Here is a 23,164-nt window from a genome sequence, read left to right as displayed (position 1 = left end):
ATAAATGAGCATCCAACCCAACGAAGTCGCCGCCTCTGCCGCCCGCGAAGAAACCCGCGGTGCCCTCGGCCTTGAGGAAAATCCGTTCGACTGCGTGTCCATCACCGTCGCGTCCCCGGAGACCATCCGCAAATGGTCGAAGGGCGAGGTGAAGAATCCCGAGACGATCAACTACCGCACCTTCAAGCCCGAGCCGGGCGGCCTCTTCTGTCAGAAGATCTTCGGCCCGGTGCGCGATTACGAGTGCGCCTGCGGAAAGTACAAGCGCATCAAATACAAGGACGTCGTTTGCGATCGCTGCGGCGTCGAAGTGACGATTGCGCGCGTCCGCCGCGAACGCATGGGCCACATCGAGCTCGCCGTTCCGGTCGCGCACATCTGGTTCTTGAAGAGCATGCCGAGCCGCCTCGGCCTCCTGCTCGACATGACCGCCCGCTCGCTTGAGCGCGTGATCTACTACGAGAACTACATGGTGATCGATCCGGGCAAGACCCCGCTCGAGCCGCACCAGCTGCTCACCGACACCGAGTACCGCCAGGCCCTCGACGAATACGGTGAGGACTCCTTTGTCGCCAAGATGGGCGCCGAGGCCGTCCGTGACGCGCTCGTCAAAACCGACATGGAAGCGACCGTCGCCGAGCTGCAGGAGCAGATGCGCGCGACGAAGTCGAAGCAGATCAAGAAGAAGCTCTCGAAGCGCCTGAAGGTCATCCAAGGCTTCATCCACTCAAAGAGCCGTCCCGAATGGATGGTTCTCGAAGTGCTGCCCGTCATCCCGCCGGACCTGCGCCCGCTCGTCCCGCTCGAAGGCGGCCGCTTCGCGACCTCCGACCTCAACGATCTCTATCGCCGCGTCATCAACCGCAACAACCGCCTGCGGAATCTGATGCAGTTGAAGACGCCGGACGTCATCATCCACAACGAAAAGCGCATGCTGCAGGAAGCCGTGGACGCGCTCTTCGACAACGGCCGCCATGGCCGCCCGGTCACGGGCGCCGGCAATCGCCCGCTGAAGTCCCTTTCGGACATGCTCAAGGGCAAGCAGGGTCGTTTCCGTCAGAACTTGCTCGGCAAGCGCGTCGATTATTCCGGCCGCTCCGTGATCGTCATCGGTCCCGAGCTGAAGCTCAGCCAGTGCGGCCTCCCGAAGAAGATGGCGCTCGTGCTGTTTGAGCCGTTCATTATTCGCCGCCTGAAGGAACTCGGCTTCGTGCACACCGTCCGCGGTGCGCGCAAGATGATTGAGAAGAAGTCGCCGGAAGTCTGGGACATCCTCGAGGAAGTCACGAAGGGCCACCCGGTGCTGCTCAATCGCGCGCCGACGCTGCACCGTCTCTCGATCCAGGCGTTCGAGCCCGTCCTCATCGAAGGCGAGGCCATTCGCGTTCACCCGCTCGTCTGCACGGCTTACAACGCCGACTTCGACGGTGACCAGATGGCCGTGCACGTGCCGCTCTCGCTCGAGGCAATCATGGAGTGCAAACTCCTCATGATGGCGACGAACAACATCTTCTCGCCGTCCTCCGGCAAGCCGATCCTCACGCCGTCGCAGGACATCGTGCTCGGCGCCTATTACCTGACGATCGAGCCGCGCAAGAAGCCCGCCAAGGGCGAACGCGTGCCGTTGCTCTCCGGCCTGCAGGAGGTGCTCTACGCCGTCGCCGATGGCGCGATGAAGAAGCACGACTGGGTCGAGGTTCCGAACCCCGACTACGGCCGCGAGACGGTTTTCGGCAACAAGGAGAAGAAGACGCTGCGCACCACGGTGGGCCGCGTGATCTTCAACCAGATCTGGCCGGCCGGTCTCGGCTTCGTGAACTTCCCCGTTCCGAAGGGCAAGCTCGGCGACCTGATTCTCAATACCTACAAGACCTCCGGCGACCAGGTCACGGTCGAGACCCTCGACCGCCTGAAGGAGCTCGGTTTCCAGACCGCCATGCAGGCGGGCATCTCGATCGGCATCGACGACATGATCATCCCGGAGGCGAAGAAGGACATCGTCGCCGACACCCGGAAGAAGATCGCCGAAGTCGAAGGCCAGTTCAACAAGGGCATCATCACGGAAGGTGAGCGCAAGAACAAGGTCATCGACCTTTGGACGAGCACCACCGACCGCATCGCGAAAGAGGTCTTCGCCAAGCTCGAAAGCAACGAAGGCCGCAACGAGGTGAACCCGGTGTACATCATGATGGACTCCGGTGCGCGTGGTAACAAACAGCAGGTCCGCCAGCTGTGCGGCACCCGCGGTCTGATGGCCAAGCCTTCCGGCGAAATCATCGAGCGTCCGATCCTGTCCTCGTTCCGCGAGGGCCTCACCGTGCTCGAGTACTTCATCTCGACCCACGGCGCCCGTAAGGGTCTGGCGGATACGGCGCTCAAGACCGCCGACGCCGGTTACCTGACCCGCAAGCTCTGCGACGTCGCCATGGACGTCATCATCGCCGAGGACGATTGCGGTTCCCGCGACGGCGTGTGGAAGAAGGCGATCTTCGAAGGCGACGACGAAATCGTCAGCCTGCGCGAGCGCATCGTCGGCCGCTTCTCGAGCGACGACGTCTTCAATCCGCTCAACCCCTCCGAGCTGCTGGTGGGCTCCGGCGAGCTCATCACCGAGGAGATCTCGGCGAAGATCGACGAGGTCGGCATCGAACGCTTGAAGGTCATGTCGCCACTCACGTCCACGACGCAGCACGGCATCGACGCGAAGTCCTACGGCATCAACCCGGCCACCTCGCGCGTGGCGAAGATCGGCGACTCGGTCGGCATCATCGCCGCCCAATCGATCGGCGAACCGGGTACGCAGCTCACGATGCGCACGTTCCACATCGGCGGCGTCGCGTCCGGTGGGTTCAAGACTCCCGAAATCCGCGTGCGCGCCTCCGGCAAGGTCAAATACAAGGGCCTGCGCCTCGTCGAAACGGCGGATGGTGCCGCGATCGTCCTGAACAAGACCGGCTCCATCCAGATCCTCGACGCCGAGGATCACGAGCTCGAGAGCTACAACATCGTTGTCGGTTCGTTCCTCCACGTCGGTGACGGCGAGATGATCGAAAAGGGCGGGGTGCTGGCGCAGTGGGATCCGTATAACATTCCGGTTCTTTCCGAGAAGGGCGGCACACTCGCCTTCAAGGACATGATCCCAGGCGTGACCGTGAAGCGTGAGCTCGACGAGTCGTCGGGCCGCATCGCCACCGTCGTCATCGAGCACAAGGAAGACCTCAATCCGCAGATCGAGGTGCGCGACGCGAAGAACAAGCCGCTCGCGGCTTATTCGATTCCCGTCGGCGCGCAGATCGCGGTCAACGAGGGCGACATCATCCAGCCGGGTGCGTTGCTCGCGAAGACTCCGCGTCAGGCTTCCAAGACGAAGGATATCACCGGTGGTCTTCCGCGCGTCGCCGAGCTGTTCGAAGCTCGCCGCCCGAAGGAAGCCGCCGAGATGTCCCGCATCGACGGCATCGTCTCGTTCGAGGGCACGGTTCGCGGCAAGCGCAAGCTCGTCGTCAAGAACGACGAGACCGGCCAGGAAGAGGAACACCTCATCCCGACCGGCAAGCATATCATCGTCCAGCCGGGCGACGTCGTGCACAAGGGCCAGCACCTCACGGAAGGCGCAGCCGATCCCCACGAAATCCTCGAGATCCTCGGGCCCAGCGCGCTCTACGACTTCCTCATCTCGCAGGTTCAGGAAGTTTACCGCCTGCAGGGTGTCTCGATTAACGACAAGCACATCGAGATCATCATCCGCCAGATGCTCCGCAAGGTCCGCATCACCGATCCGGGCGACACTGAGAACTTCTGGGGCGAGCAGGTCGATCGGGCGGCGTTCCTCGCGGAAAACCGTCGCATCGAAGAGGCGGGCGGCAAGCCCGCCGAGGCCGAACCGATCCTGCTCGGCATCACCAAGGCGTCGCTCGAGACCGAGAGCTTCATCTCGGCCGCGAGCTTCCAGGAGACGACGCGCGTCCTCACGGATGCCTCGACGCTCGGCAAGGTCGATTACCTGAAGGGCTTCAAGGAAAACGTGATCATGGGTCACCTGATCCCGGCGGGCACCGGCCTGCCGCGCTACAAGAACCTGAAGATCACGCTGCCCTTCGGCGCCGACCTGCCGGTCGAGTCCGAACCGCAGCCGGTCACAGAAGCGAGCTGATCCCGCGATCGTAGTCGCTTGGCTTTCAAGCCGCAGACGTTGTCGTCTGCGGCTTTTTTTTGCCCGCCGTCGACGCGCAATCGGACGCGCGGCGAAGCGAGAAACGTTGTCAACAGCTCGTGAAAAAAATTCTTGTCTCCGGCTCCGCGCTTGACGACTCTCGGCGTCCCTCCCGCCAAAACTGCATGTAGAGCTTAGCTCCGTGTGGTTTATTGCCCGGCCTCACCGCCGGGCATTTTTTTTAAGCCGCGCGGCCCGGCGGAGAATTTTCTTGTGTTCACCGGCACGCGCGCAACGTTCGACCCTCCCACTTTTCCCTGCGCGTTTTCGGAGTTTTTCGAAGAACGCTTTTGTTTTCGCGACCGGCTTCACTGCTGCGAAATCGCGGCAATGTCCACTTTCAGCCAAAAAGTTCTTGCCGAGCTTTTCGGCCCCGGTAGCGTTTTCCTCTTTTCGTCAATTTTCATTCTTCACCACTCGTATGCCGACCATCAATCAGCTCGTGCGCAAAGGCCGCCGCAAGGTGCGCACCAAGTCGAAATCCCCCGCCTTGGATGGCAATCCGTTCCGTCGCGGCGTGTGCGTGCAGGTCATGACCCGCACCCCCAAGAAGCCGAACTCCGCCATCCGCAAGGTGGCGAAGGTTCGCCTCACGAACGGCAACGAAGTGATCTCCTACATCCCCGACGAAGGCCATAACCTGCAGGAGCACTCGATCGTGCTCGTGCGCGGCGGTCGTGTGAAGGACCTTCCCGGTGTTCGTTACCACATTGTGCGTGGCACCCTCGACGCGACCGGCGTCGAAAAGCGCCGTCGCTCCCGTTCGAAGTACGGCGTCAAGCGCCCGAAGGCCAAATAACCACCGTTCTTTTCCCAACTAGAATCTCGTCATGTCACGCCGCCACAGAGCCGAAAAACGCCACGTCGAGCCGGATATCCGTTACAAGAGTCCGCTCGTTGCGCACCTGGTCAATGTCATCATGAAGAGCGGCAAGAAGAATCTTGCCCAGCGCATCGTTTACGGCGCGTTCGAAAAAGTTTCCGAGAAGCTCGAGAAGGGCGATCCGGTGGACCTCCTCCTGGGCGCGCTCGAGAATGCCCGCCCGCGGCTCGAGGTGAAGAGCCGTCGCGTCGGCGGCGCCACCTATCAGGTTCCGATCGAAATCTCCTACGAGCGGCAGGAGAGTCTGGCGTTGCGCTGGATCGTCGATGCCGCCGGCAGCCGCAAGGGCATGCCGATGAAGGACGCGTTGGCCGCCGAAATCATCGACGCCTATAACAACACGGGCAACGTCGTCAAAAAGAAGGAAGACACTCACAAGATGGCGCAGGCGAATCGCGCCTTCGCCCACCTCCGCTGGTAACCAGTCCAGCCCCTACCGCCCATGTCAGTCGCTGCTCCCAAGATTTCCATCATCACCGACAAGGCCAAGATTTCCTCGGCCAATTCCAAGGACCGCCCGTTCCCGCTCGAGTGGACCCGCAACATCGGCATCGCCGCGCACATCGACGCCGGCAAGACCACCACCAGCGAGCGCATCCTGTTCTACACCGGTTCCGTCCACAAGATGGGCGAGGTGCATGAAGGGACGGCGGTGACCGACTGGATGGAACAGGAGCGCGAGCGCGGCATCACCATCACCGCTTCCGCCATCTCCTGCGCCTGGCTCGCCTCTTGCGGCCCGTGGAAAGGGATCAAGCAGCGTATCAACGTTATTGATACGCCCGGACACGTCGACTTCACCGCCGAGGTCGAGCGTTCCCTCCGCGTGCTTGACGGCGCCGTCGCGGTCTTTTGTGCCGTTGCGGGCGTGCAGCCGCAGTCGGAGACGGTCTGGCGCCAGGCCAACAAATACAGGGTTCCGCGCGTTGCGTTCATCAACAAGATGGACCGCACCGGTGCCGACTTTTTCCGCGCCATCGAGGAGATGCGCACGAAGCTGAAGGCCAATGCGCACGCGCTTTTCCTGCCCATCGGCGCTGAGGAAAATTTCAACGGGGTCGTGGACCTCGTGCAGAACCTCGCCTACATCTTCGACGAGACCAAGGATCCGCTCGGCATGGTCCCGGTCACCTCCGAGATCCCCGAGAACATGCGGGCGCAGGCCAAGGAGTATCGCGACAAGCTGATCGAGGCGGTCTCCGATTTCGACGACGTCATTGCCGAAAAATATCTCGGCGGCGAGGAGATCAGCGCGGACGAGCTGATGCTCGGCATCCGCAAGGCGACGATCTCCCTGCAGTTCACCGGCGTGATCCCCGGTTCCGCGTTCAAGAAGAAGGGCATTCAGCGCCTGCTTGACTGCGTGGTGAATTACCTGCCGAGCCCCATCGACGTTCCGCCGATGAACGGTCAGGATAGCGACGGCAAGGAAGTGTTCGCGCCGGTTGACGACAATGCGAAGCTCTCCGGTCTCGCGTTCAAGCTCTGGACCGACCCGTTCGTCGGCAAACTGGTGTTTTATCGCGTCTACTCCGGCATCCTCAAAAAGGGCACCTCGCTCTACAACCCGCGCACCCGCCGCAGCGAACGCGTTTCCCGTCTCGTGCTCATGCGCGCGATGGACCGCGAGGAAATCGATGTCGCTTATTCGGGTGACATCTGCGCGCTGGTCGGCGTGAAGGACGTCATCACGGGCGACACGCTGTGCGACGAGAATTTCGATATCCGCCTCGAGCCGCCGTCCTTCCCTGAGCCCGTCATCTCGATGTCGATCGAGCCGAATTCGAAGGGCGATCAGGAGAAAATGGGCACGGCGCTTCAACGCCTCGTCGCGGAAGACCCGACGCTTCGCGTCAAAACCGATCCGGACACCGGCCAGACGATTTTGGCCGGCATGGGCGAGCTTCACCTCGACATCATTCGCGACCGCATGAAGCGCGAGTTCAAGGTCGAGGCGACCTCGGGCAAGCCGCAGATCGCTTATCGCGAAACCATCGCCAAGCCGGCTGACGGCGAAGGCAAGTTCATCCGCCAGTCGGGTGGCAAGGGCCAATACGGCCACGTCGTCGTCAAGATCGAGCCCAACGAAAAGGGCAAGGGCGTCGAGGTCATCAACGAGATCGTGGGTGGCGTCATTCCGAAGGAATTCATCAAACCTTCCACGGAAGGTATTCTCGAGGGCGCCAACAACGGCGTCGTCGCCGGCTATCCGGTCGTGGACGTCAAGGTCCGCATCGTCGATGGCTCCTTCCACGAAGTCGACTCGTCGGAACTCGCGTTCAAAATGGCCGGCATCTTCGCGTTCAAGGAAGCGATGAAGAAGGCCAATCCGATTCTCCTCGAGCCGATCATGGGCGTCGAAGTCACCACCCCGGACGAATACCAGGGCGACCTCATGGGCGACATCAACCGTCGTCGCGGCACGATCAGCGGCATGGAGAACAAGGCCGGCGCGTGCATCATCAGCGCGAACATCCCGCTCGAGACGCTCTTCGGCTATGTGACCGACATCCGCTCGCTCTCCAAGGGCCGCGCCAGCGCGTCCATCACGCCGTCCCACTTCGAGCAGGTGCCGAATTCTCTGCTGCAGAAGATCGTCGAGACGTCTTCGAAAGCCCCCGCCCGCACGTAATTCTCCGTTCTTTGCCTCCCATGAAAGGTCAACGCATTCGCATCAAACTTCAGGGCTTCGACTATCGCGTCATCGATCAGTCGGCGCTCGAGATCGTCGAGACCGCCAAGCGCTCCGGCGCGCGCGTCTCGGGTCCGATCCCGCTGCCCACCCGCATCGAGAAGCTTTCCGTCAACCGCTCCCCGCACGTCGATAAGAAGTCGATGGAGCAGTTCGAAACCCGCACGCACAAGCGGCTCATCGACATCATCGAGCCCACCGCTCAGACCGTCGACGAGTTGAAGAAACTCAATCTCCCGTCCGGCGTGGACATCACCATCAACGTATAACGCGCCCAGGTTTCACCACTCTACAGTAGCAGTTGCCTGTGTGCCTTCGCGGCACCGCCAGGCCCCTCGCTAAAGTAGGTTCTTAAACGGAACATCCACCTACCACTTAGCCTATGATCTCATCGCTTCTAGGTAAAAAACTCGGAATGACGCAGGTCTACGACGCACAGAATGTGCTCGTGCCCGTCACCGTGGTCGAAGCCGGCCCGTGTGCCGTCGTCCAGGTCAAGACCACGGAAACCGACGGCTACAACGCCGTTCAGATCGGCTTCTCGCAGAAGAAGGCCAAAAATTCCTCGGCCGGCGAAATCGGCCACGCCAAAAAAGGCAATCTCGACCAGGCGCCCCGCGTCCTCAGCGAAGTTCGACTGCAGGATGCCCCGACGCTCAAGGTCGGCGACGTCGTGAACGTCACCGCCTTCTCCGAGGGCCAGCTCGTCGACGTCATTGGCGTCACGAAGGGCAAAGGGTTCCAAGGCGTGGTGAAACGTTATCGCGTTGCAGGCGGTCCCGCCACGCACGGCTCGATGTTTCACCGCCGCATCGGTTCGATCGGTATGCGCCAGACGCCCGGTCGCTCGTGGAAGAACCAGCCGATGCCCGGCCACATGGGCCAGCAAAAGCGCACCGTGCAGAACCTGACGATCGTCAAGGTGATCGCCGACAAGAACCTCATCCTCGTGAAGGGCGCGATCCCTGGCGCGAACGGTGACGACGTAATCGTCCGCTCCGCCATCAAAGGCCAGCCGAAGGCCCAGGCCTAAACTGGAGACACAGACATGAAGCTTACCGTTTTCAACGCCGACGCCACCAAGAGCTCCGAGAAGGAGTTCGGCCTGCCGACTTTCGAGGGCGACAAGGGCCTTCAGGCCGTCAAGGAAGTGATCGTCGCGATCAACGCCAACAACCGCCAGGGCACGCACTCGACCAAGACCCGCGGTGAAGTCCGCGGTGGCGGCAAGAAGCCGTGGCGCCAGAAGGGCACCGGCCGCGCCCGCGCCGGCTCGATCCGCTCGCCGCTCTGGAGCGGTGGTGGTGTCGTGTTCGGCCCGAAGCCCCGCGACTATTCCAAGAAAATCAACGCGAAGGTGAAGCAACTCGCCTTCAGCCGCGCCCTCTTCGATCGCGCCGCCGCCGGCGAACTCGCCGTCATCGAGCAGTTCGACACGAAGGCCACGAAGACCAAGGCGATCAACACCATCGTCGGTCGCATCGCTCCCAAGGGCAAGGTGCTGCTGGTCGATGCTCCGTTCGCTCTGGAGACCGCCCGCGCCTCGCGCAACCTCGAGCGCGTGACGCTCCAGGAAGCGGCGAAGCTCAACACCCTGGATCTCGCGCACTACAGCAAGATCATCGTCAGCACCAAGGCGCTCGAAACGATTCTCACGCGCGTCAACGGAGGCAAAAACTAATGCACGCCGACCAGATCCTCAAACTCGTCCGCCTCTCGGAAAAGTCGAACAAGCTTTCGTCCGAGCTCGGCCAATACACGTTCGAAGTTCACGGCCACGCCAACAAGCACCAGATCGCCCAGGCCGTGGAGCAGACGTTCAAGGTCACCGTCAAGCGCGTGAATACCGCCGTCTATCGCGGCAAGAACAAGAAGAGCCGCACCGGTCGTCCGACCGTCGGCTCCGATTACAAGAAGGCGATCGTGACGCTTAAAACCGGCGACAAGATCGAGCTCGTCTAACGCGCTCGCCCAACCCGGAGACACTCCATCATGGCAATCCATTCCTTTCGTCCGCTCACGCCCGCGACCCGCTTCACCTCGCTCAACAAGATCGAGGGCCTGAGCAAGAAGCGTCCGGAACGCGCGCTCACCCAGTCGAAGAACAAAACCGGTGGCCGCAACGTCTACGGCCGCATCACCACGCGTCATCGCGGCGGCGGTCACAAGCAGCTTTACCGCGTCGTCGACTTCAAGCGCAACCTCCTCGACCTGCCCGCCAAGGTGCAGGCGCTCGAGTATGACCCGAACCGTTCGGCCAATCTCGCGCTCGTGGCTTACGCCAACGGCGAGAAGCGCTACATCCTCGCGCCGAATGGTCTGAAGGTCGGCGACAAGATCTTCGCCTCGAACAAGGCGACGACCAACGACTACAACGTCGGCAACAACTTCCCGCTGGAGATCATCCCGCCGGCCACCCGCCTCCACGCGGTTGAGCTCGTCCCCGGTCGCGGCGCCCAGATCGCCCGCTCCGCCGGCGCCAGCCTCGAGCTGGTGGCGATCGAGAATGGTCAGGCGACTCTCAAGATGCCTTCCGGCGAGCTCCGCCTCGTCAATGCCAAGTGCCGCGCCACCATCGGTGAAGTCGGCAACGGCGACCATCAGAACCAGTCGCTCGGCAAGGCCGGCCGCAGTCGCTGGCTCGGCATTCGTCCGACCGTCCGCGGTATGGTGATGAACCCCGTCGATCACCCCAACGGCGGTGGCCAAGGCAAGTCGAAGGGTGGTGGCGGTCGTCAGCAGCTCGTCTCCCCGTGGGGCCAGCTCGCGAAGGGCTTCCCGACCCGCCGTCGTTCGAAGCAGTCGAACGCGCAGATCATCGTCCACCACAACGGCCGCAAGCCGCGCGGCAAGAAGTAATCACGCCCCTCTCGCACCATGGCACGTTCCATCAAAAAAGGTTTCTTCGTCGACTATCACCTGCTCGAGAAGATCGAGAAGGCGAACAAGGCCGGCACCAAGAAGCCGATCCAGACCTGGTCCCGCCGCTCGACGATCACGCCCGACTTCGTCGGCCACACGTTCAACGTGCACAACGGCAAGGCATTCGTCGCCGTTTACGTCACGGAAAACATGGTCGGCCACAAGCTGGGCGAATTCGCGCTGACGCGCTCGTTCAAGGCCCACGGCGGCATGACCCGCAAGGAAATTTAATCTCTCGTATCAACTAAATCAGGACATCACCAAAAGGGTAGAGCGTCGCCACCCGGCGACGCCACTATCGCCGGCTTCACCGCCGGAATCCTCAAGACACCCATGGAAGTTCAAGCCCTCACTCGCAACGCGCGCATGTCGCCGAAGAAGGTGCGCGAAGTCGCCCGCACGATCCAAGGCCGCAAGGCCGCGGACGCCGTCGACTATTTGACGCTCATTCCGCGCAAGTCCGCGCGCCTCATCGCCAAGACGCTGAAGAGCGCCATCGCGAACGCCGAGAACAACAACAACCTCTCGGCCGACGCTCTCATCGTGAAGAGCGCCATCATCGAGAACGGTCCCGTGCTCAAGCGCTTCAAGGCCGGTGCCCGCGGTTCCGCCATGCCCCGTCGCAAGAAAATGTCCCACATCCGCATCGTCCTCACCGACGGCGAAAACAACTGATTCACTTCCATGGGCCAAAAGACCAATCCCACCGGTTTCCGTCTCGCCGTCCGCCGCAACTGGCAGTCCCGCTGGTATGCGACGAAAAAGGATTTCCCGAAGCTCCTCGCCGAGGACCAGCTCATCCGTGAGAAGCTCATGGAGAAACTGAAGCAGGCCTCCGTGCCGCGCATTTTCATCGAGCGCGCCTCGAATCGCGTCCGCGTCAAGATCTACACCGCCCGCCCCGGCATCGTCATCGGCCGCAAGGGACAGGAGATCGAGAAGATCAAGGAGGAGCTCGCGAAGCTCACCGGCAAGGACATCCTTCTCGACATCCAGGAAGTGAAGAAGCCCGAGATCGAGGCCCAGCTCGTCGCCGAAAACGTCGCGCTGCAGCTCGAACGCCGCATCGCCTTCCGCCGCGCCATGAAGAAGGCGGTGGAAATGGCCATGACGCTCGGCGCCGAGGGCATTCGTATCCAGTGCTCGGGCCGTCTCGGCGGCGCCGACATCGCCCGCCGCGAATGGCAGCGCAAAGGCCGCGTTCCGCTCCACACCCTGCGCGAGAACATCGACTACGGCTTCTCCGAAGCCCTCACCGTCTACGGCAAGATCGGCGTCAAGTGCTGGATCTGCAAAAAAGAGTCCGACAACAACTGAGCCGCGCCGCGCGCATCTCAGCTCTGAAATCTCAAATTTCAAATTTTTAGGCCATGGCTCTCGCTCCCGCCCGCACCAAATATCGCAAGACGCAGAAAGGCACCCGCTCGGGTAACGCCAAGCGCGGCAACACGCTCGCCTTCGGTGATTTCGGCCTGCAGTCGCTCACCCGCGGCCCCATGACCGGCCAGCAGATCGAAGCGGCCCGCGTCACCATCTCGCGCCACCTGAAGCGCAAGGGCAAACTCTGGATCCGCGTTTTCCCGCACAAGCCCGTCACCAAGAAGCCCGCCGAAGTCCGCATGGGTCAAGGCAAGGGCCCGGTCGAGTTCTACGTCGCTGTCATCAAGCCCGGCGCGATCCTCTTCGAACTCGCCGGCGTGCCCGCCACCATTGCGAAGGAAGCGTTCCGTCTCGCCGACGCGAAGCTGCCCTTCCACTGCCGCTTCATCCAGCGCGACGGCACCGCCGTCTAAACCCAAGTCCGCTCCGTCATGACTTCCAAAGAAATCCGCGATCTCTCTCCCGCCGAGATCACCACCAAGATCCGCGAAACCCGTGAGCAGCTCCTGCAGCTGCGCCTGCGCAAGCAGACGGGCCAGGTCGAGAAAACGCACGAGCTCCGCACCCTGCGGAAGGACGTCGCGCGCCTTGAGACCATTTTGAACGAAAAGAAAAAGTCCGCGCCGGCCGCCGCCTGAGCACCGCGCCCTAAAACGATACATCCGCCATGTCCTCTCCCGCTCCCGGCCAGCGCAACCAGCGCAGAACCCAAGTCGGCTTCGTCACGAGCCGCTCCGGCGACAAGTCCGTGAAGGTGACCGTCGCCTACAAGACGCCGCACCCGCTCTATCACAAGGTCGTCAACCGCCAGACCGTCCTGCACGCGCACGACGAGAAGAACGAGACCCGCTTGGGCGACAAGGTCGAGGTCATGGAGACCCGCCCGATCAGCCGCCTCAAGCGCTGGCGCATCGTCTCTGTCCTCGAGAAGGCCGTCACCACCGACGCCGTCGCCATCACCGAAACCGACGTCGCCGCCCAGGTCCCGACCAAGACCGCCTCGACCCAATCCGAAGCGCCCGCTCCGCAGGCCTGATTTAAACAACCCACGCAACTCACAGGAGGCCTGCCATGATTCAACTGCGCTCCATTCTCGACGTCGCCGACAACACCGGCGCCCGCAAAGCCGCGATGATCTCCCGCAAGGGCCAGAACACCGACACGGCCGCGGTCGGCGACATCATCACCGTCCACATCAAGCAAAGCTCCACCGAAGCCACCGTGAAGAAGGGCGAGGTCCACAAGGCCGTCGTCGTTCGCACCAAGGCGCCGGTTCGTCGCGCCGACGGCAGCTACCTGCGCTTCGACAGCAACGCGATCGTCATCATCGACGCCACCAACAACCCGCGCGGCACCCGTATCTTCGGGCCCGTCGCCCGCGAACTGCGCGCGAAGAACTTCATGAAGATCATCTCGCTCGCCCCGGAGGTTCTCTAACATGGCCCAGAAGTTTCACGTCAAACGCGGCGACCAGGTCGTCGTCATCGCCGGCTCCCAGAAGGGCAAGTCCGGCAAGATCCTCGAGGTCCTCGCCGCCAAGCAGCGCGCGCGCGTCGAAGGCCTCGGCATGATCAAGCGTCACGTCAAGAAGTCGCAGGAGCACCCGCAGGGCGCGATCGTCGAGCGCGAAGGCTCGATCCACCTCAGCAACCTGATGCTCCAGTCGACCTTCGACGCCAGCAAGCGCAAGAAGGCCGCCCCGGCGAAAGCCTGAGCACTGCGCGCTTGCCAACCGGCCCGCGCGCCTGCGTTACTCGACGCTTTTCCACTCAAGACATCACTCTCCATTGCCTCGCGGTCGGTAATCGCGGGCCCCTAAAATGAGCTACGTTCCCTCCCTCAAGAAACTTTACGTCGAGCAAGTCGCGCCCGAGCTCGTGAAGAGCCGCGGCTACAAAAACAAGCATCAGGTGCCGAAGCTGGTGAAAATCAGCCTCAACACCGGTATCGATGCCGACGCCGACAAGAATCAGATCACGGACATTCAGCGCGACCTCGGCCTGATCGCCGGCCAGAAGGCCGTCCTCTCGAAGTCGAAGAAGGCCATCGCCAACTTCAAGCTGCGGCAAGGCCAGATCGTCGGCTGCCACGTCACCCTTCGCGGCGACTCCATGTGGGAGTTCCTGCAACGGCTCATCGCCGTCGCGCTGCCCACCATTCGTGACTTCCGCGGCGTCGCGGCGAAGCTCGACGGCCAGGGCAACTACAACCTCGGCATCACCGACCACACGATCTTCCCGGAAATCACCGTGGAAAACGTTAAGAAGCACATGGGCCTCGACCTCACGATCGTGACGAGCGCGAAATCCGACGACGAGGGCCGTGAGCTTCTCCGCCTGATTGGCATTCCGTTCCGCCGCGTCGAGTCCGCCACGAAAGCCGCCTAACTTTTCCGACAATGCCCAAGACCTCCGCCATCGAGCGCAACGAAAAGCGCAAGCGCCTCGTCGCCCAGTACGCCGCCAAGCGGGCCGAGCTGAAAGCGACCCTCCTCAATCCTGCGACCACGGACGAAGAGTTCTTCGCCGCGCAGAAGAAGCTCCAGAAGCTCCCGAAGAATTCGTCGTCCGTGCGCATTCGCAACCGCTGCTCACTCAGCGGCCGCCCGCGCGCCTACATCGGCAAGTTCGGCGTCTCCCGTATCCAGTTCCGTGAGCTCGCGCTCGCCGGCAAGATCCCCGGCGTGACCAAATCCTCCTGGTAATTTCTTTGGCCCACGGGGGTCGGATATGACCCGCGCGGCCCTTCTCAACAACATCCACCATGACCGATCCGATCAGTGACTTCCTGACGCGCATTCGCAACGCGTCGCGAGCCCAAAAGGCCGAGGCCGTTTCGCCGCACTCCAAAATGCGCGAGGCGATCGCCGGCATCTTGAAGACCGAGGGCTATATCGCCGACTACCGCAGCGACACCACCGAAGCGGGCCACAAGAACCTCGTCGTCGCGCTCAAATACGTCGACGGTTCCCCCGCCATCACCGGCCTCACGCGCGTCTCGACGCCCGGCCGTCGCCTCTACTACGGATACTCCGAAATCCCGCGCGTCCTTAACGGCCTCGGCATCAGCATCGTTTCGACCTCGAAGGGCCTGATGAAGGACGCCGATTGCCGCCGCAACAAGGCGGGCGGCGAACTGATCTGCAACGTCTGGTAAACCGCCACGCATCATGAGCCGCATTGGCAAACAACCCGTTTCCATCCCCGACAAGGTCAAGATCACGGTCGACAAGAACGGCACCGTGCTGGTCGAGGGACCCAAGGGCAAGGTGCAGAAAACCTTCGCCCCCGTCGTCAAAGTCACTGTCGCCGACAAGAAGGTCACCTTCGCGCCGGCGGAGGATTCCCGTTTCGCGAAGGCGATGTTCGGCACCGCACGCTCCGTCGTCGCCGGCATGGTCAAGGGCGTGACCGAGGGCTATACGAAGGAGCTCGAGATTCAGGGCGTCGGTTTCAAGGCGAACCTGAAGGGCAAGCAGCTCGACCTCGCGTTGGGCTATTCGCACCCGATCCTCATGGACATTCCCGACGGCATCAAAGTCACCGTCACCGACCAGACCCGGTTGAAGGTCGAGGGCGTTGACAAGCAACTCGTCGGTGCCGTGACCGCGGAGATCCGCGGCTACTACCCGCCGGAGCCTTACAAGGGCAAGGGCGTGCGCATCGTCGGTCAGCGCGTCCGCCGCAAGGAAGGCAAGACGGTGGCGTAAGCCTCCGGCTCCCGCCGATCTCAAACTTCAAATTTCAAATCTCAGATTCCGTGAGCAACACCATTTACAAAGCCGGGCTCCTGCAGAAACGTCGCTGGAGAATCCGGAAGAAGATCCAAGGCACCGCCGCCCGCCCGCGTCTCGCCGTGCGTTTCACCTCGAAGCACATTTACGCGCAGGCGATCGACGACGACAAGGGCGCCACGCTCGTGTTTTTGGGCACGCTCGACGCCGAGCTGCGCAAGCAGAAGCTCGCGGCCAACCTCGCCGGCGCCAAGGTGCTCGGCACGGCCTTCGCCGCGAAGGCCAAAGCGGCCGGCATCAGCTCCGTCGTGTTCGATCGCAGCGGCGCCCGCTATCATGGCAAAGTCAAAACGTTCGCCGACGCTGCGCGCGAAGGTGGTCTCCAATTCTAAATAACGCATGAGCACCGAACCCACTTCCGCGCCCACTCCTGAAGCCGCTCCCGAAGCGCCGGCGCGTCAGCCTCGCCAGTTCAACCGTGGCGGTCCCCGCCGCGATGGCCCCGGTGGCCCCCGCCGGGATCGCCGCGACAACCGTGACTCCGCGCCGTCCGATGGCCCGCAGATGATCGAGAAGGTCGTCTTCATCAATCGCTGCGCCAAGGTCGTCAAAGGCGGTCGCCGTTTCAGCTTCGCTGCGCTCGCCGTCGTCGGCGATGGCAAGGGCAAGCTCGGCATCGGCTACGGCAAGGCCAACGAGGTGCCGGACGCGATCAAGAAGAGCACCGCGCACGCGCACAAGAATCTCATCACCATCAAGCTCAAGGGCGACACGATCCCGCACGACGTGCTGGGCGTTTACGATGGCGGCCGGGTTCTGCTCAAGCCCGCCACGACCGGCACCGGCCTCATCGCCGGCGGTGGTGTCCGCGCGGTGCTGGAAGCGGCCGGCGTCAAGAACGTGCTCACGAAGTCGATGGGGTCGAAGAACCACATCGCCGTCGTGCACGCGACGCTCGAAGGTCTCCGCCAGCTCCGGCTCGCCGACGATATCAACGCCGTTCGCAAGTAAGCGAACCGGCGGGCAGTGCGGGGTGCGAATCCCGCCTGCATTTCCATCTGACATCTAATCCGAGTCTTCGCCGCCACATTCGGTCGGCGAGGGCGCCCCTCCACGAGGAATCCAAATGAAACTCCACGAACTCAAGAACGTTCCCGGTGCGGTGCACCGCAAGAAGCGCGTCGGCTGCGGCGAAGGCGGCGGTCGCGGCAAGACCTCCGGTCGCGGCGGCAAGGGCCAGACGGCCCGCTCCGGCGGCAGCATCCGTCCCGGCTTTGAAGGCGGCCAGATGCCGCTTTACCGCAAGCTCCCGCACCGCGGCTTCAATCAATACAATTTCCGCACCGAACTGCCCGTGGTGAACATCGGCGATCTCGCGTCCCTGGACGCCGGCATCACCGAGGTCACGGCCGAGGTGTTGGCCAGCAACGGCCTGATCCGCGCGGGCGAGAAGAGCGTGAAGATTCTTGGCGACGGTGAAATCAACCGCGCCCTCAAGGTCACGGCGGCGAAGTTTTCCGAATCCGCCAAGGCCAAGATCGAGAAAGCCGGCGGCCAGGCGATCACGGCCTGATCGGCCCTTATGGGTTTTCGATTTCCGATCCTCGGTTCGGGCGGCGCCTGAATCTGGTTTGACGAACCGAAAGCCGGGAATCGACAATCGACCTTCTCCATGTTTTCCGCCTTCACGAACTCACTGAAGATCCCTGAGCTGCGCTCGCGGATCTTTTATACTCTGGCGTTGCTCTTCGTGGCCCGCGTCGGTGCGCACATCCCGCTCCCCGGCATCGATCCGCACCCGCTGCAGAACTTCTTCGCCGATCAGACGGCCAGCGGCGGCGGCGCCTTGGTGGGCCTGTATAACATGTTCACCGGCGGTGCGCTCGTGAAGGGCGCGATCTGCGCCCTGGGCATCATGCCTTATATCAGCGCGTCGATTATCTTTCAGTTGATGACGGCGGTCGTGCCGGCGCTCAGCCGGTTGCAGCAGGAAGGCGACGTCGGGCGGCAGAAGCTGACCCAATATACGCGTTATGCGACGGTGCTCATCTGTCTTGTACAGGGCACGCTGCTTATTCTTGCATTGGAGAATCCCGGGCGGCTGTTCCCCGGCTACGACCTCAACACCTACGGCAGCATCGTTATCGTCAGCAAAGTCAGTTTTCTGATCACGTCCGTCATCTTCATGACGGCCGGCACGCTGCTTTTGATGTGGCTGGGCGAGCAGATCACGCAGCGCGGCATCGGCAACGGCGTCTCGCTTCTGATCACGGTCGGCATTCTTGCCGACATCCCCGGTGCGGCGGCTCAGACCTATCAGCTGTTCTTCCGGCCCGTGGGCACCGGTCCGAATCTCGGCCTCCCGCAGGCGGTGATCATGATCGCGCTCTTCATTCTGGTCGTCATGGGCATCGTCATGGTCGTCCAGGGTCAGCGGAAGATCCCGGTGCAGTATGCGAAGCGCGTGGTGGGCAACAAGGTCATGGGCGGCCAGAGCTCCTTCCTGCCGCTCAAGGTGAACTATTCGGGCGTCATGCCCGTGATTTTTGCCAGCGCCATCCTGCTTTTCCCGCAGCAGATCTTTTCCCAGTTGGGCGCGGCGTTTAACATCAAGTTCCTGATCGAGTTCTCCGAAAACCTCCTTCGCGGTCACTGGAGCTACTATCTGATCTACACGGTGCTGATCATGTTCTTCAGCTACTTCTGGGTTTCCGTGATGTTCAAGCCGATCCAGATCGCCGACGATCTGAAGAAATACGGCGGCTACGTGCCCGGCGTTCGACCCGGCCAGCCCACGGCACAGTTCCTGGATTTCATCATGACCCGCCTGACCCTCGCGGGCGCGGTGTTCCTGACCATCATCGCGGTCATGCCGGACGTGCTGCTCTTCGAGCTGAATGTCCCGCAACGTATCGCGATTTTCTTCGGCGGCACCGGCATGCTGATCACCGTCGGTGTGGTCCTCGACACGATGCGTCAGGTGGAGACGTTCCTCCTGCAGCGGCACTACGACGGCTTCCTCAAGAAGGGGCGTATTCGCGCCCGCAGCTCCGCGCCGGCAGGTGCGACAGGCGATGCCGTAAGCTCGGAAGCGCTCGTGAAACTCGGCATCCCCGTGACGGCGATCTTCCTCGTGGGCATCGTCGCCTGGGCGATCCAGAAGTTCGCACTTTAGTTCTTTACTCGGGTCGCGATGGCCGCCATCAACGACCTCTTGGCTTTCTCCGGCGCTCGCGCCAAGGCCAAGCTCCTCTTCCTCGGTTCATCCGATTTTCAAACCGAAAACCTGATGAGCCGGCTTCGTTCTTTGAATCTAGAGCACGTCTCTCCCGCCATACTGCGGTCGGAGATTTCGCGCCGCCCGGCTTCGGCCGCGGCGGAGGAAGCAGCCACGCTCGCCTCGTTGCGAAAGTGGTTCTTCACGCGCAAACCTGATGCGGGGTTCCTCCTGAAGGAATTCCCGGCTACGCTGCTCCAAGCAAAAGTGTTCGACGAATGGCTCGATGCCCGCGACGAAAGTCTCGATGGCGTCATCGCCGGTCCCGGCTCCAGCGAGCCGGTAGTCCGACACTACCAGACCCTCGGTCTTCTCCTCGAAGCCGGGGAACTCGCGGCATGACGATCCCTATCAAATCTAAGGAGGGGATTGCGAAAATGCGCGAGGCCTGTGCGATCGCGGCCACGGTGCTTGAACAACTCAAGCCCCTGGTCCGGCCGGGCATCACCACCCAAGACTTGGAAGAGGCCGGTCGCGATTGGATCGCGCGCCTCGGAGCTCGCAGCGCCTGTTACGGCTATCAACACGGTTCGCGCCGTTATCCCGCCCACACCTGCATCTCGGTGAACGACGAAGTCGTTCACGGCATCCCGTCCTTTCGACGGATCCTGCGCGACGGCGATCTCGTCTCCCTCGACATCGTCGTCTGGCACGATGGCTATGTCGGCGACAACGCCTTCACCCTGCCGGTCGGCAACGTCCAGCCCGGTATCCAAAAACTGCTCACGGTCAGCCGCGAGGCCCTCGACCTCGGCATCCAGCAGGCGCAGGTCGGCAATCGCATCGGCGACATCTCCGCGGCGATCCAGCACTACGTCGAATCGCACGGCTTCAGCGTCGTGCGCGAGATGGTCGGCCACGGGGTCGGCGTCGCGATGCACGAACCGCCGGAAATCCCGAACTTCGGTCGCAAAGGCACCGGCGCGAGGATCAAGCCCGGCATGACCCTCGCGATCGAGCCGATGGTCAATCTTGGCGGATCGAAGACCAAGATCCTCAGCGATGGATGGACGTGCGTGACGGCGGACGGCTCCCCGTCCGCGCACTTCGAGCACACGGTGCTCACCACGGAGCACGGCCCCGAAATCCTCACGCGGCCGCGCGTCGTCTCCTGAATTTCATTCTCTCGTTAACTCTCAACTAACCACTAAAACATGCCTCGTCTCCTCGGTGTAGAAATCCCCGCGAAAAAGAAAGTCGCGTATTCCCTCCGTTATATCAACGGCATCGGGCCCACCCGTGCCGACCTCCTCGTGAAGGAAGCCGGGCTCAACCCCGACATGCGCGCGCAGGATCTCACGGAGGAACAACTCAACAAGATCCTTCACCTGATCGGCGAGCACAAGTGGGTGCTCGAGGGCGACCTTCGCCGCGAAATCACGGGCAATCTGAAGCGCCTCCAGGCGATCAACTGCTACCGTGGCGTGCGCCACCGCCGCAGCCTGCCGGTCCGCGGCCAGCGCACCAGCACCAACGCCCGCACCCGCAAGGGCCCGCGTCGCACCGTCGGCGTCACGAAAGCCAAAGAATAATCTCCCCCCGTCATGGCCGAAGAAAAATCCGCTCCGAAGAAAGAAAAGCCCGTCAAAGCCGCGACCGCCCCTGTTGAAGGTGCCGCCGCTGCGCCCGCCGAGAAGAAGGCCAAGACGGCCAAGCCCGCCGCCGAAGGCGCGGCGGCCCCTGCCGCCGCTCCCGCTGCCGCCGAAAAGCCCGTCGAGCTCATCGGCGGTGTGGCCAAGCAGCCCACGGCTGAGGATCTCCTGAAGGAAGAGCTCGGCGTCATCAAGGTTCGCAAGGCGAAGGGCTCGAAGAACGTCACGTCCGGCGTCGCCAACGTGCTGGCTTCGTTCAATAACACGATCGTCTCGATCACCGACCAGAAGGGCCAGGTCATCGCTTGGTCGAGCGCCGGCAAATGCAACTTCCGCGGCTCGCGCAAATCGACCGCTTACGCCGCCCAGGTCGTCGCGCAGGACGCCGCCCGCAACGCCATGTCGCACGGTTTGAAGGATGTCGTCATTCGCGTCTCCGGTCCGGGCCTCGGTCGCGATTCCGCCGTTCGCGCGCTTCAGGCGATCGGCCTTGAGATCACTTCGATCATCGACGTGACCCCGGTGCCGCACAACGGCTGCCGCCCGCGCAAACGCCGCCGCGTCTGAGCGTGCGCCGCACGCGATTTCAAATCTCAAATCTCAAATTTCAAATTAACAGAACATGGCTCGTTATACCGGACCTACCACCCGCCTCAGCCGCCGCTTCGGCCAGCACTTCCTGGGCTCGGGCAAGGCCTTCGAACGCCGCAGCTACCCGCCCGGCCAACACGGTCCCAAGCTTCGCCGCAAGGTCTCCGAATACGCTCTCGGTCTGAACGAGAAGCAGAAGCTCCGCTACATTTACGGCCTGCTCGAGCGGCAGTTCCGCCGTCTCTTCGAGATCGCCAAGAGCGAACGCGGCGTCACCGGCGAGCGCTTCCTGCAGCTGCTCGAGACCCGTCTCGACAGCGTCGTTTATCTCCTCGGCCTCGCGAAGACCCGCGCCGCGGCCCGTCAGTTCGTCAACCACGGCCACATCCGCGTGAACGGTCACAAGGTCGACATCGCCTCCTACAACGTGCAGGCCGGCGACGAGATCGAAGTCCGCAATGCCGCGGCCTCCCGCCAGCTCGCGACCCGCAACCTCGAGGAGAATCGCATCCGCAACGTCCCCGGCTGGCTCAGCATGAACGCCGAAACGTTCAAGGCCACGGTCAACCGCCTGCCGAACCGTGACGAGATGGAGCAGGGCATCAACGAGCAGCTCATCGTCGAGTTCTACTCGCGCTTCTAAGCGCATCCCGGCGCTGTTATATGTTGAAGCCGTAGCGAGCCGCCTCCGCCTCTCGCTGCGGCTTTAAACGTTACATCTTACTCTTACACGTAGTATTTACCTGCCATGCCCAAACGTCTCGGAAAGTTCGAACTCCCGTCCAAACTCACGAAGGTCGAGGAAGGCGCAACGCCGACCTACGCCAAGTTCATCGCTGAGCCTTTCGAGGCCGGCTACGGTCATACCATCGGTAACTCTCTCCGTCGCGTTCTGCTCAGCTCCATCGAGGGTGCCGCCATTTCTTCGATCAAGATCGACGGCGTGAATCATGAGTTCCAGTCGATCGACGGCGTCGTCGAAGACGTCACCGACATCGTGCTGAACCTCAAGAAGGTCCTCATCGTTTCCCAGAAGCGCGAGCCGATCACCCTCGCGATCCGCGCCAACAAGAACGGCGTCGTCACCGCCGCCGATATCCAGGCGGATCCGAACATCTCGATCGTCAACCCCGACCAGGTCATCTGCACGCTCGACACGCGCAAGACGTTCGACGCCGAGGTCGAGATCAAGACCGGCCGCGGCTATTATCCCGGTGAGGCGAACAAGAAGGAAGACCAGGCCATCGGCGTCATCCCGATCGATTCGCTCTTCTCGCCCGTCCGCCTGGTCAAATACGCCGTCGAAGCGACCCGCGTCGGCCAGATCACCGATTACGACAAGCTCGTCCTCGAAGTCTGGACCGACGGCCGCATCACGCCGGACGATGCCCTCAAGCAGGCCGCCTCGATTCTCAAGCACCACCTCGACGTTTTCGACCGCGTCAGCGAAGAGACCTACGAATTCGAGAACCAGCAGTCCGAGGTCAGCGAGGAGCAGAACAAGCTCCGCAAGCTCCTCAACATGTCGGTCAACGAGATCGAGCTCTCCGTCCGCGCCGCGAACTGCTTGAACAACGCGAACATCACCACCGTCGGCGAGCTCGCGATGAAGACCGAGCAGGAGATGCTTAAGTATCGGAACTTCGGCAAAAAATCCCTCAACGAGATCAAGGAAAAGCTCGAAGCGCTGGGCCTCTCGCTCGGCATGAAGTTCGACGAGCGCCTCCTCGACACGAAGAAGGAAGGGTGACCCGGAAGTAGCGAGTAGTGGGTAGCGGGTAGCGAGCATCTCGCGGCCCGCACTCCGTTCTACTCGCTACTCACTACCCACTACTCGCTACCACTTTCGTCTCTCGCGCCGTCCGCTGCCGCTTCACGCTG

The 23,164-nt window shown here is 62.4% G+C and carries 31 protein-coding genes; all 31 read left to right on the top strand.

Annotated features, from left to right (window positions below):
• The first annotated feature begins 4 nt into the window (after window positions 1-4).
• The 31 genes from rpoC (at window position 5) to AC6RV7_RS16075 (ending at window position 23,033) form a co-directional block, all read left to right on the top strand.
• Entirely contained in the window at window positions 5-4,153 is a 4,149-nt protein-coding gene (gene rpoC / locus AC6RV7_RS16225) for a DNA-directed RNA polymerase subunit beta' (protein ID WP_500095075.1), read from the top strand.
• Between the two features lie 481 nt (window positions 4,154-4,634).
• Window positions 4,635-5,012 carry a 30S ribosomal protein S12 gene (rpsL, locus tag AC6RV7_RS16220; protein ID WP_500095074.1) on the top strand — a complete coding sequence of 126 codons (378 nt, stop codon included), beginning with the start codon at window positions 4,635-4,637 and terminating at the stop codon, window positions 5,010-5,012.
• 31 nt (window positions 5,013-5,043) lie between these two features.
• Window positions 5,044-5,517 (top strand): 30S ribosomal protein S7, encoded by a 474-nt coding sequence (gene rpsG / locus AC6RV7_RS16215; RefSeq protein ID WP_500095073.1) that lies wholly within the window; start codon window positions 5,044-5,046, stop codon window positions 5,515-5,517.
• A 21-nt stretch (window positions 5,518-5,538) separates the two neighbouring features.
• Window positions 5,539-7,728, top strand: a complete 2,190-nt coding sequence (gene fusA / locus AC6RV7_RS16210; RefSeq protein WP_500095072.1) for an elongation factor G — start codon at window positions 5,539-5,541, stop codon at window positions 7,726-7,728.
• A gap of 20 nt (window positions 7,729-7,748) precedes the next feature.
• Complete coding sequence (rpsJ, locus tag AC6RV7_RS16205) at window positions 7,749-8,057, top strand: 30S ribosomal protein S10 (protein WP_096055068.1); 309 nt, start codon at window positions 7,749-7,751, stop codon at window positions 8,055-8,057.
• A 113-nt stretch (window positions 8,058-8,170) separates the two neighbouring features.
• Entirely contained in the window at window positions 8,171-8,821 is a 651-nt protein-coding gene (gene rplC, locus AC6RV7_RS16200) for a 50S ribosomal protein L3 (RefSeq protein ID WP_500095071.1), read from the top strand.
• A gap of 15 nt (window positions 8,822-8,836) precedes the next feature.
• A complete protein-coding gene (gene rplD / locus AC6RV7_RS16195; RefSeq protein WP_500095070.1) occupies window positions 8,837-9,469 on the top strand; it encodes a 50S ribosomal protein L4 in 633 nt (210 codons plus the stop codon).
• Window positions 9,469-9,750 (top strand): 50S ribosomal protein L23, encoded by a 282-nt coding sequence (rplW, locus tag AC6RV7_RS16190; RefSeq protein ID WP_500095069.1) that lies wholly within the window; start codon window positions 9,469-9,471, stop codon window positions 9,748-9,750. Before rplD ends, rplW begins: the two co-directional genes overlap by 1 nt.
• Window positions 9,751-9,780: 30 nt before the next feature.
• Window positions 9,781-10,647 carry a 50S ribosomal protein L2 gene (gene rplB / locus AC6RV7_RS16185; RefSeq protein ID WP_500095068.1) on the top strand — a complete coding sequence of 289 codons (867 nt, stop codon included), beginning with the start codon at window positions 9,781-9,783 and terminating at the stop codon, window positions 10,645-10,647.
• 18 nt (window positions 10,648-10,665) lie between these two features.
• Window positions 10,666-10,941, top strand: coding sequence for a 30S ribosomal protein S19 (rpsS, locus tag AC6RV7_RS16180; protein WP_500095067.1), 276 nt, complete (start codon window positions 10,666-10,668; stop codon window positions 10,939-10,941).
• 102 nt (window positions 10,942-11,043) lie between these two features.
• Window positions 11,044-11,385, top strand: coding sequence for a 50S ribosomal protein L22 (gene rplV, locus AC6RV7_RS16175; RefSeq protein ID WP_500095066.1), 342 nt, complete (start codon window positions 11,044-11,046; stop codon window positions 11,383-11,385).
• Between the two features lie 9 nt (window positions 11,386-11,394).
• A complete protein-coding gene (gene rpsC / locus AC6RV7_RS16170) occupies window positions 11,395-12,027 on the top strand; it encodes a 30S ribosomal protein S3 (protein WP_500095065.1) in 633 nt (210 codons plus the stop codon).
• A gap of 53 nt (window positions 12,028-12,080) precedes the next feature.
• Window positions 12,081-12,503, top strand: a complete 423-nt coding sequence (rplP, locus tag AC6RV7_RS16165; protein ID WP_500095064.1) for a 50S ribosomal protein L16 — start codon at window positions 12,081-12,083, stop codon at window positions 12,501-12,503.
• Between the two features lie 18 nt (window positions 12,504-12,521).
• Window positions 12,522-12,728 carry a 50S ribosomal protein L29 gene (gene rpmC, locus AC6RV7_RS16160; RefSeq protein ID WP_500095063.1) on the top strand — a complete coding sequence of 69 codons (207 nt, stop codon included), beginning with the start codon at window positions 12,522-12,524 and terminating at the stop codon, window positions 12,726-12,728.
• Window positions 12,729-12,757: 29 nt separating this feature from the next.
• Window positions 12,758-13,126 carry a 30S ribosomal protein S17 gene (rpsQ, locus tag AC6RV7_RS16155; RefSeq protein ID WP_500095062.1) on the top strand — a complete coding sequence of 123 codons (369 nt, stop codon included), beginning with the start codon at window positions 12,758-12,760 and terminating at the stop codon, window positions 13,124-13,126.
• A gap of 35 nt (window positions 13,127-13,161) precedes the next feature.
• Entirely contained in the window at window positions 13,162-13,527 is a 366-nt protein-coding gene (rplN, locus tag AC6RV7_RS16150) for a 50S ribosomal protein L14 (RefSeq protein WP_500095061.1), read from the top strand.
• 1 nt (window position 13,528) lies between these two features.
• Window positions 13,529-13,804 carry a 50S ribosomal protein L24 gene (rplX, locus tag AC6RV7_RS16145; protein WP_500095060.1) on the top strand — a complete coding sequence of 92 codons (276 nt, stop codon included), beginning with the start codon at window positions 13,529-13,531 and terminating at the stop codon, window positions 13,802-13,804.
• Window positions 13,805-13,910: 106 nt separating this feature from the next.
• Window positions 13,911-14,477 (top strand): 50S ribosomal protein L5, encoded by a 567-nt coding sequence (gene rplE, locus AC6RV7_RS16140; protein ID WP_500095059.1) that lies wholly within the window; start codon window positions 13,911-13,913, stop codon window positions 14,475-14,477.
• Window positions 14,478-14,488: 11 nt separating this feature from the next.
• Window positions 14,489-14,794: a 30S ribosomal protein S14 gene (rpsN, locus tag AC6RV7_RS16135; protein WP_500095058.1), complete on the top strand. Its 306-nt coding sequence runs from the start codon at window positions 14,489-14,491 to the stop codon at window positions 14,792-14,794.
• 59 nt (window positions 14,795-14,853) lie between these two features.
• Window positions 14,854-15,246, top strand: coding sequence for a 30S ribosomal protein S8 (gene rpsH, locus AC6RV7_RS16130; protein WP_500095057.1), 393 nt, complete (start codon window positions 14,854-14,856; stop codon window positions 15,244-15,246).
• A 13-nt stretch (window positions 15,247-15,259) separates the two neighbouring features.
• Window positions 15,260-15,799, top strand: a complete 540-nt coding sequence (gene rplF / locus AC6RV7_RS16125) for a 50S ribosomal protein L6 (protein ID WP_500095056.1) — start codon at window positions 15,260-15,262, stop codon at window positions 15,797-15,799.
• Window positions 15,800-15,849: 50 nt separating this feature from the next.
• Entirely contained in the window at window positions 15,850-16,215 is a 366-nt protein-coding gene (gene rplR, locus AC6RV7_RS16120) for a 50S ribosomal protein L18 (protein WP_500095055.1), read from the top strand.
• Window positions 16,216-16,222: 7 nt separating this feature from the next.
• Window positions 16,223-16,834: a 30S ribosomal protein S5 gene (gene rpsE, locus AC6RV7_RS16115; RefSeq protein ID WP_500095054.1), complete on the top strand. Its 612-nt coding sequence runs from the start codon at window positions 16,223-16,225 to the stop codon at window positions 16,832-16,834.
• Window positions 16,835-16,949: 115 nt separating this feature from the next.
• Window positions 16,950-17,396 (top strand): 50S ribosomal protein L15, encoded by a 447-nt coding sequence (gene rplO, locus AC6RV7_RS16110; protein WP_500095053.1) that lies wholly within the window; start codon window positions 16,950-16,952, stop codon window positions 17,394-17,396.
• Between the two features lie 99 nt (window positions 17,397-17,495).
• Window positions 17,496-18,998 carry a preprotein translocase subunit SecY gene (gene secY, locus AC6RV7_RS16105; protein ID WP_500095052.1) on the top strand — a complete coding sequence of 501 codons (1,503 nt, stop codon included), beginning with the start codon at window positions 17,496-17,498 and terminating at the stop codon, window positions 18,996-18,998.
• 18 nt (window positions 18,999-19,016) lie between these two features.
• Entirely contained in the window at window positions 19,017-19,442 is a 426-nt protein-coding gene (locus tag AC6RV7_RS16100; RefSeq protein ID WP_500095051.1) for a nucleoside monophosphate kinase, read from the top strand.
• Window positions 19,439-20,215 carry a type I methionyl aminopeptidase gene (gene map / locus AC6RV7_RS16095; protein WP_500095050.1) on the top strand — a complete coding sequence of 259 codons (777 nt, stop codon included), beginning with the start codon at window positions 19,439-19,441 and terminating at the stop codon, window positions 20,213-20,215. The genes AC6RV7_RS16100 and map overlap by 4 nt, the downstream gene beginning before the upstream one ends.
• A 39-nt stretch (window positions 20,216-20,254) precedes the next feature.
• Window positions 20,255-20,632: a 30S ribosomal protein S13 gene (gene rpsM / locus AC6RV7_RS16090; RefSeq protein ID WP_500095049.1), complete on the top strand. Its 378-nt coding sequence runs from the start codon at window positions 20,255-20,257 to the stop codon at window positions 20,630-20,632.
• A gap of 12 nt (window positions 20,633-20,644) precedes the next feature.
• Window positions 20,645-21,259, top strand: a complete 615-nt coding sequence (rpsK, locus tag AC6RV7_RS16085) for a 30S ribosomal protein S11 (RefSeq protein WP_500095048.1) — start codon at window positions 20,645-20,647, stop codon at window positions 21,257-21,259.
• 55 nt (window positions 21,260-21,314) lie between these two features.
• Entirely contained in the window at window positions 21,315-21,926 is a 612-nt protein-coding gene (rpsD, locus tag AC6RV7_RS16080; protein ID WP_500095047.1) for a 30S ribosomal protein S4, read from the top strand.
• A 105-nt stretch (window positions 21,927-22,031) separates the two neighbouring features.
• Window positions 22,032-23,033 (top strand): DNA-directed RNA polymerase subunit alpha, encoded by a 1,002-nt coding sequence (locus tag AC6RV7_RS16075; protein WP_500095046.1) that lies wholly within the window; start codon window positions 22,032-22,034, stop codon window positions 23,031-23,033.
• The last annotated feature ends 131 nt before the right edge of the window (window positions 23,034-23,164 follow it).

This window comes from Opitutus sp. sgz309028, from assembly GCF_059821195.1.
Note: the sequence above shows the minus strand (reverse complement) of the source record. Positions and strands in the feature narration are given on the sequence as shown.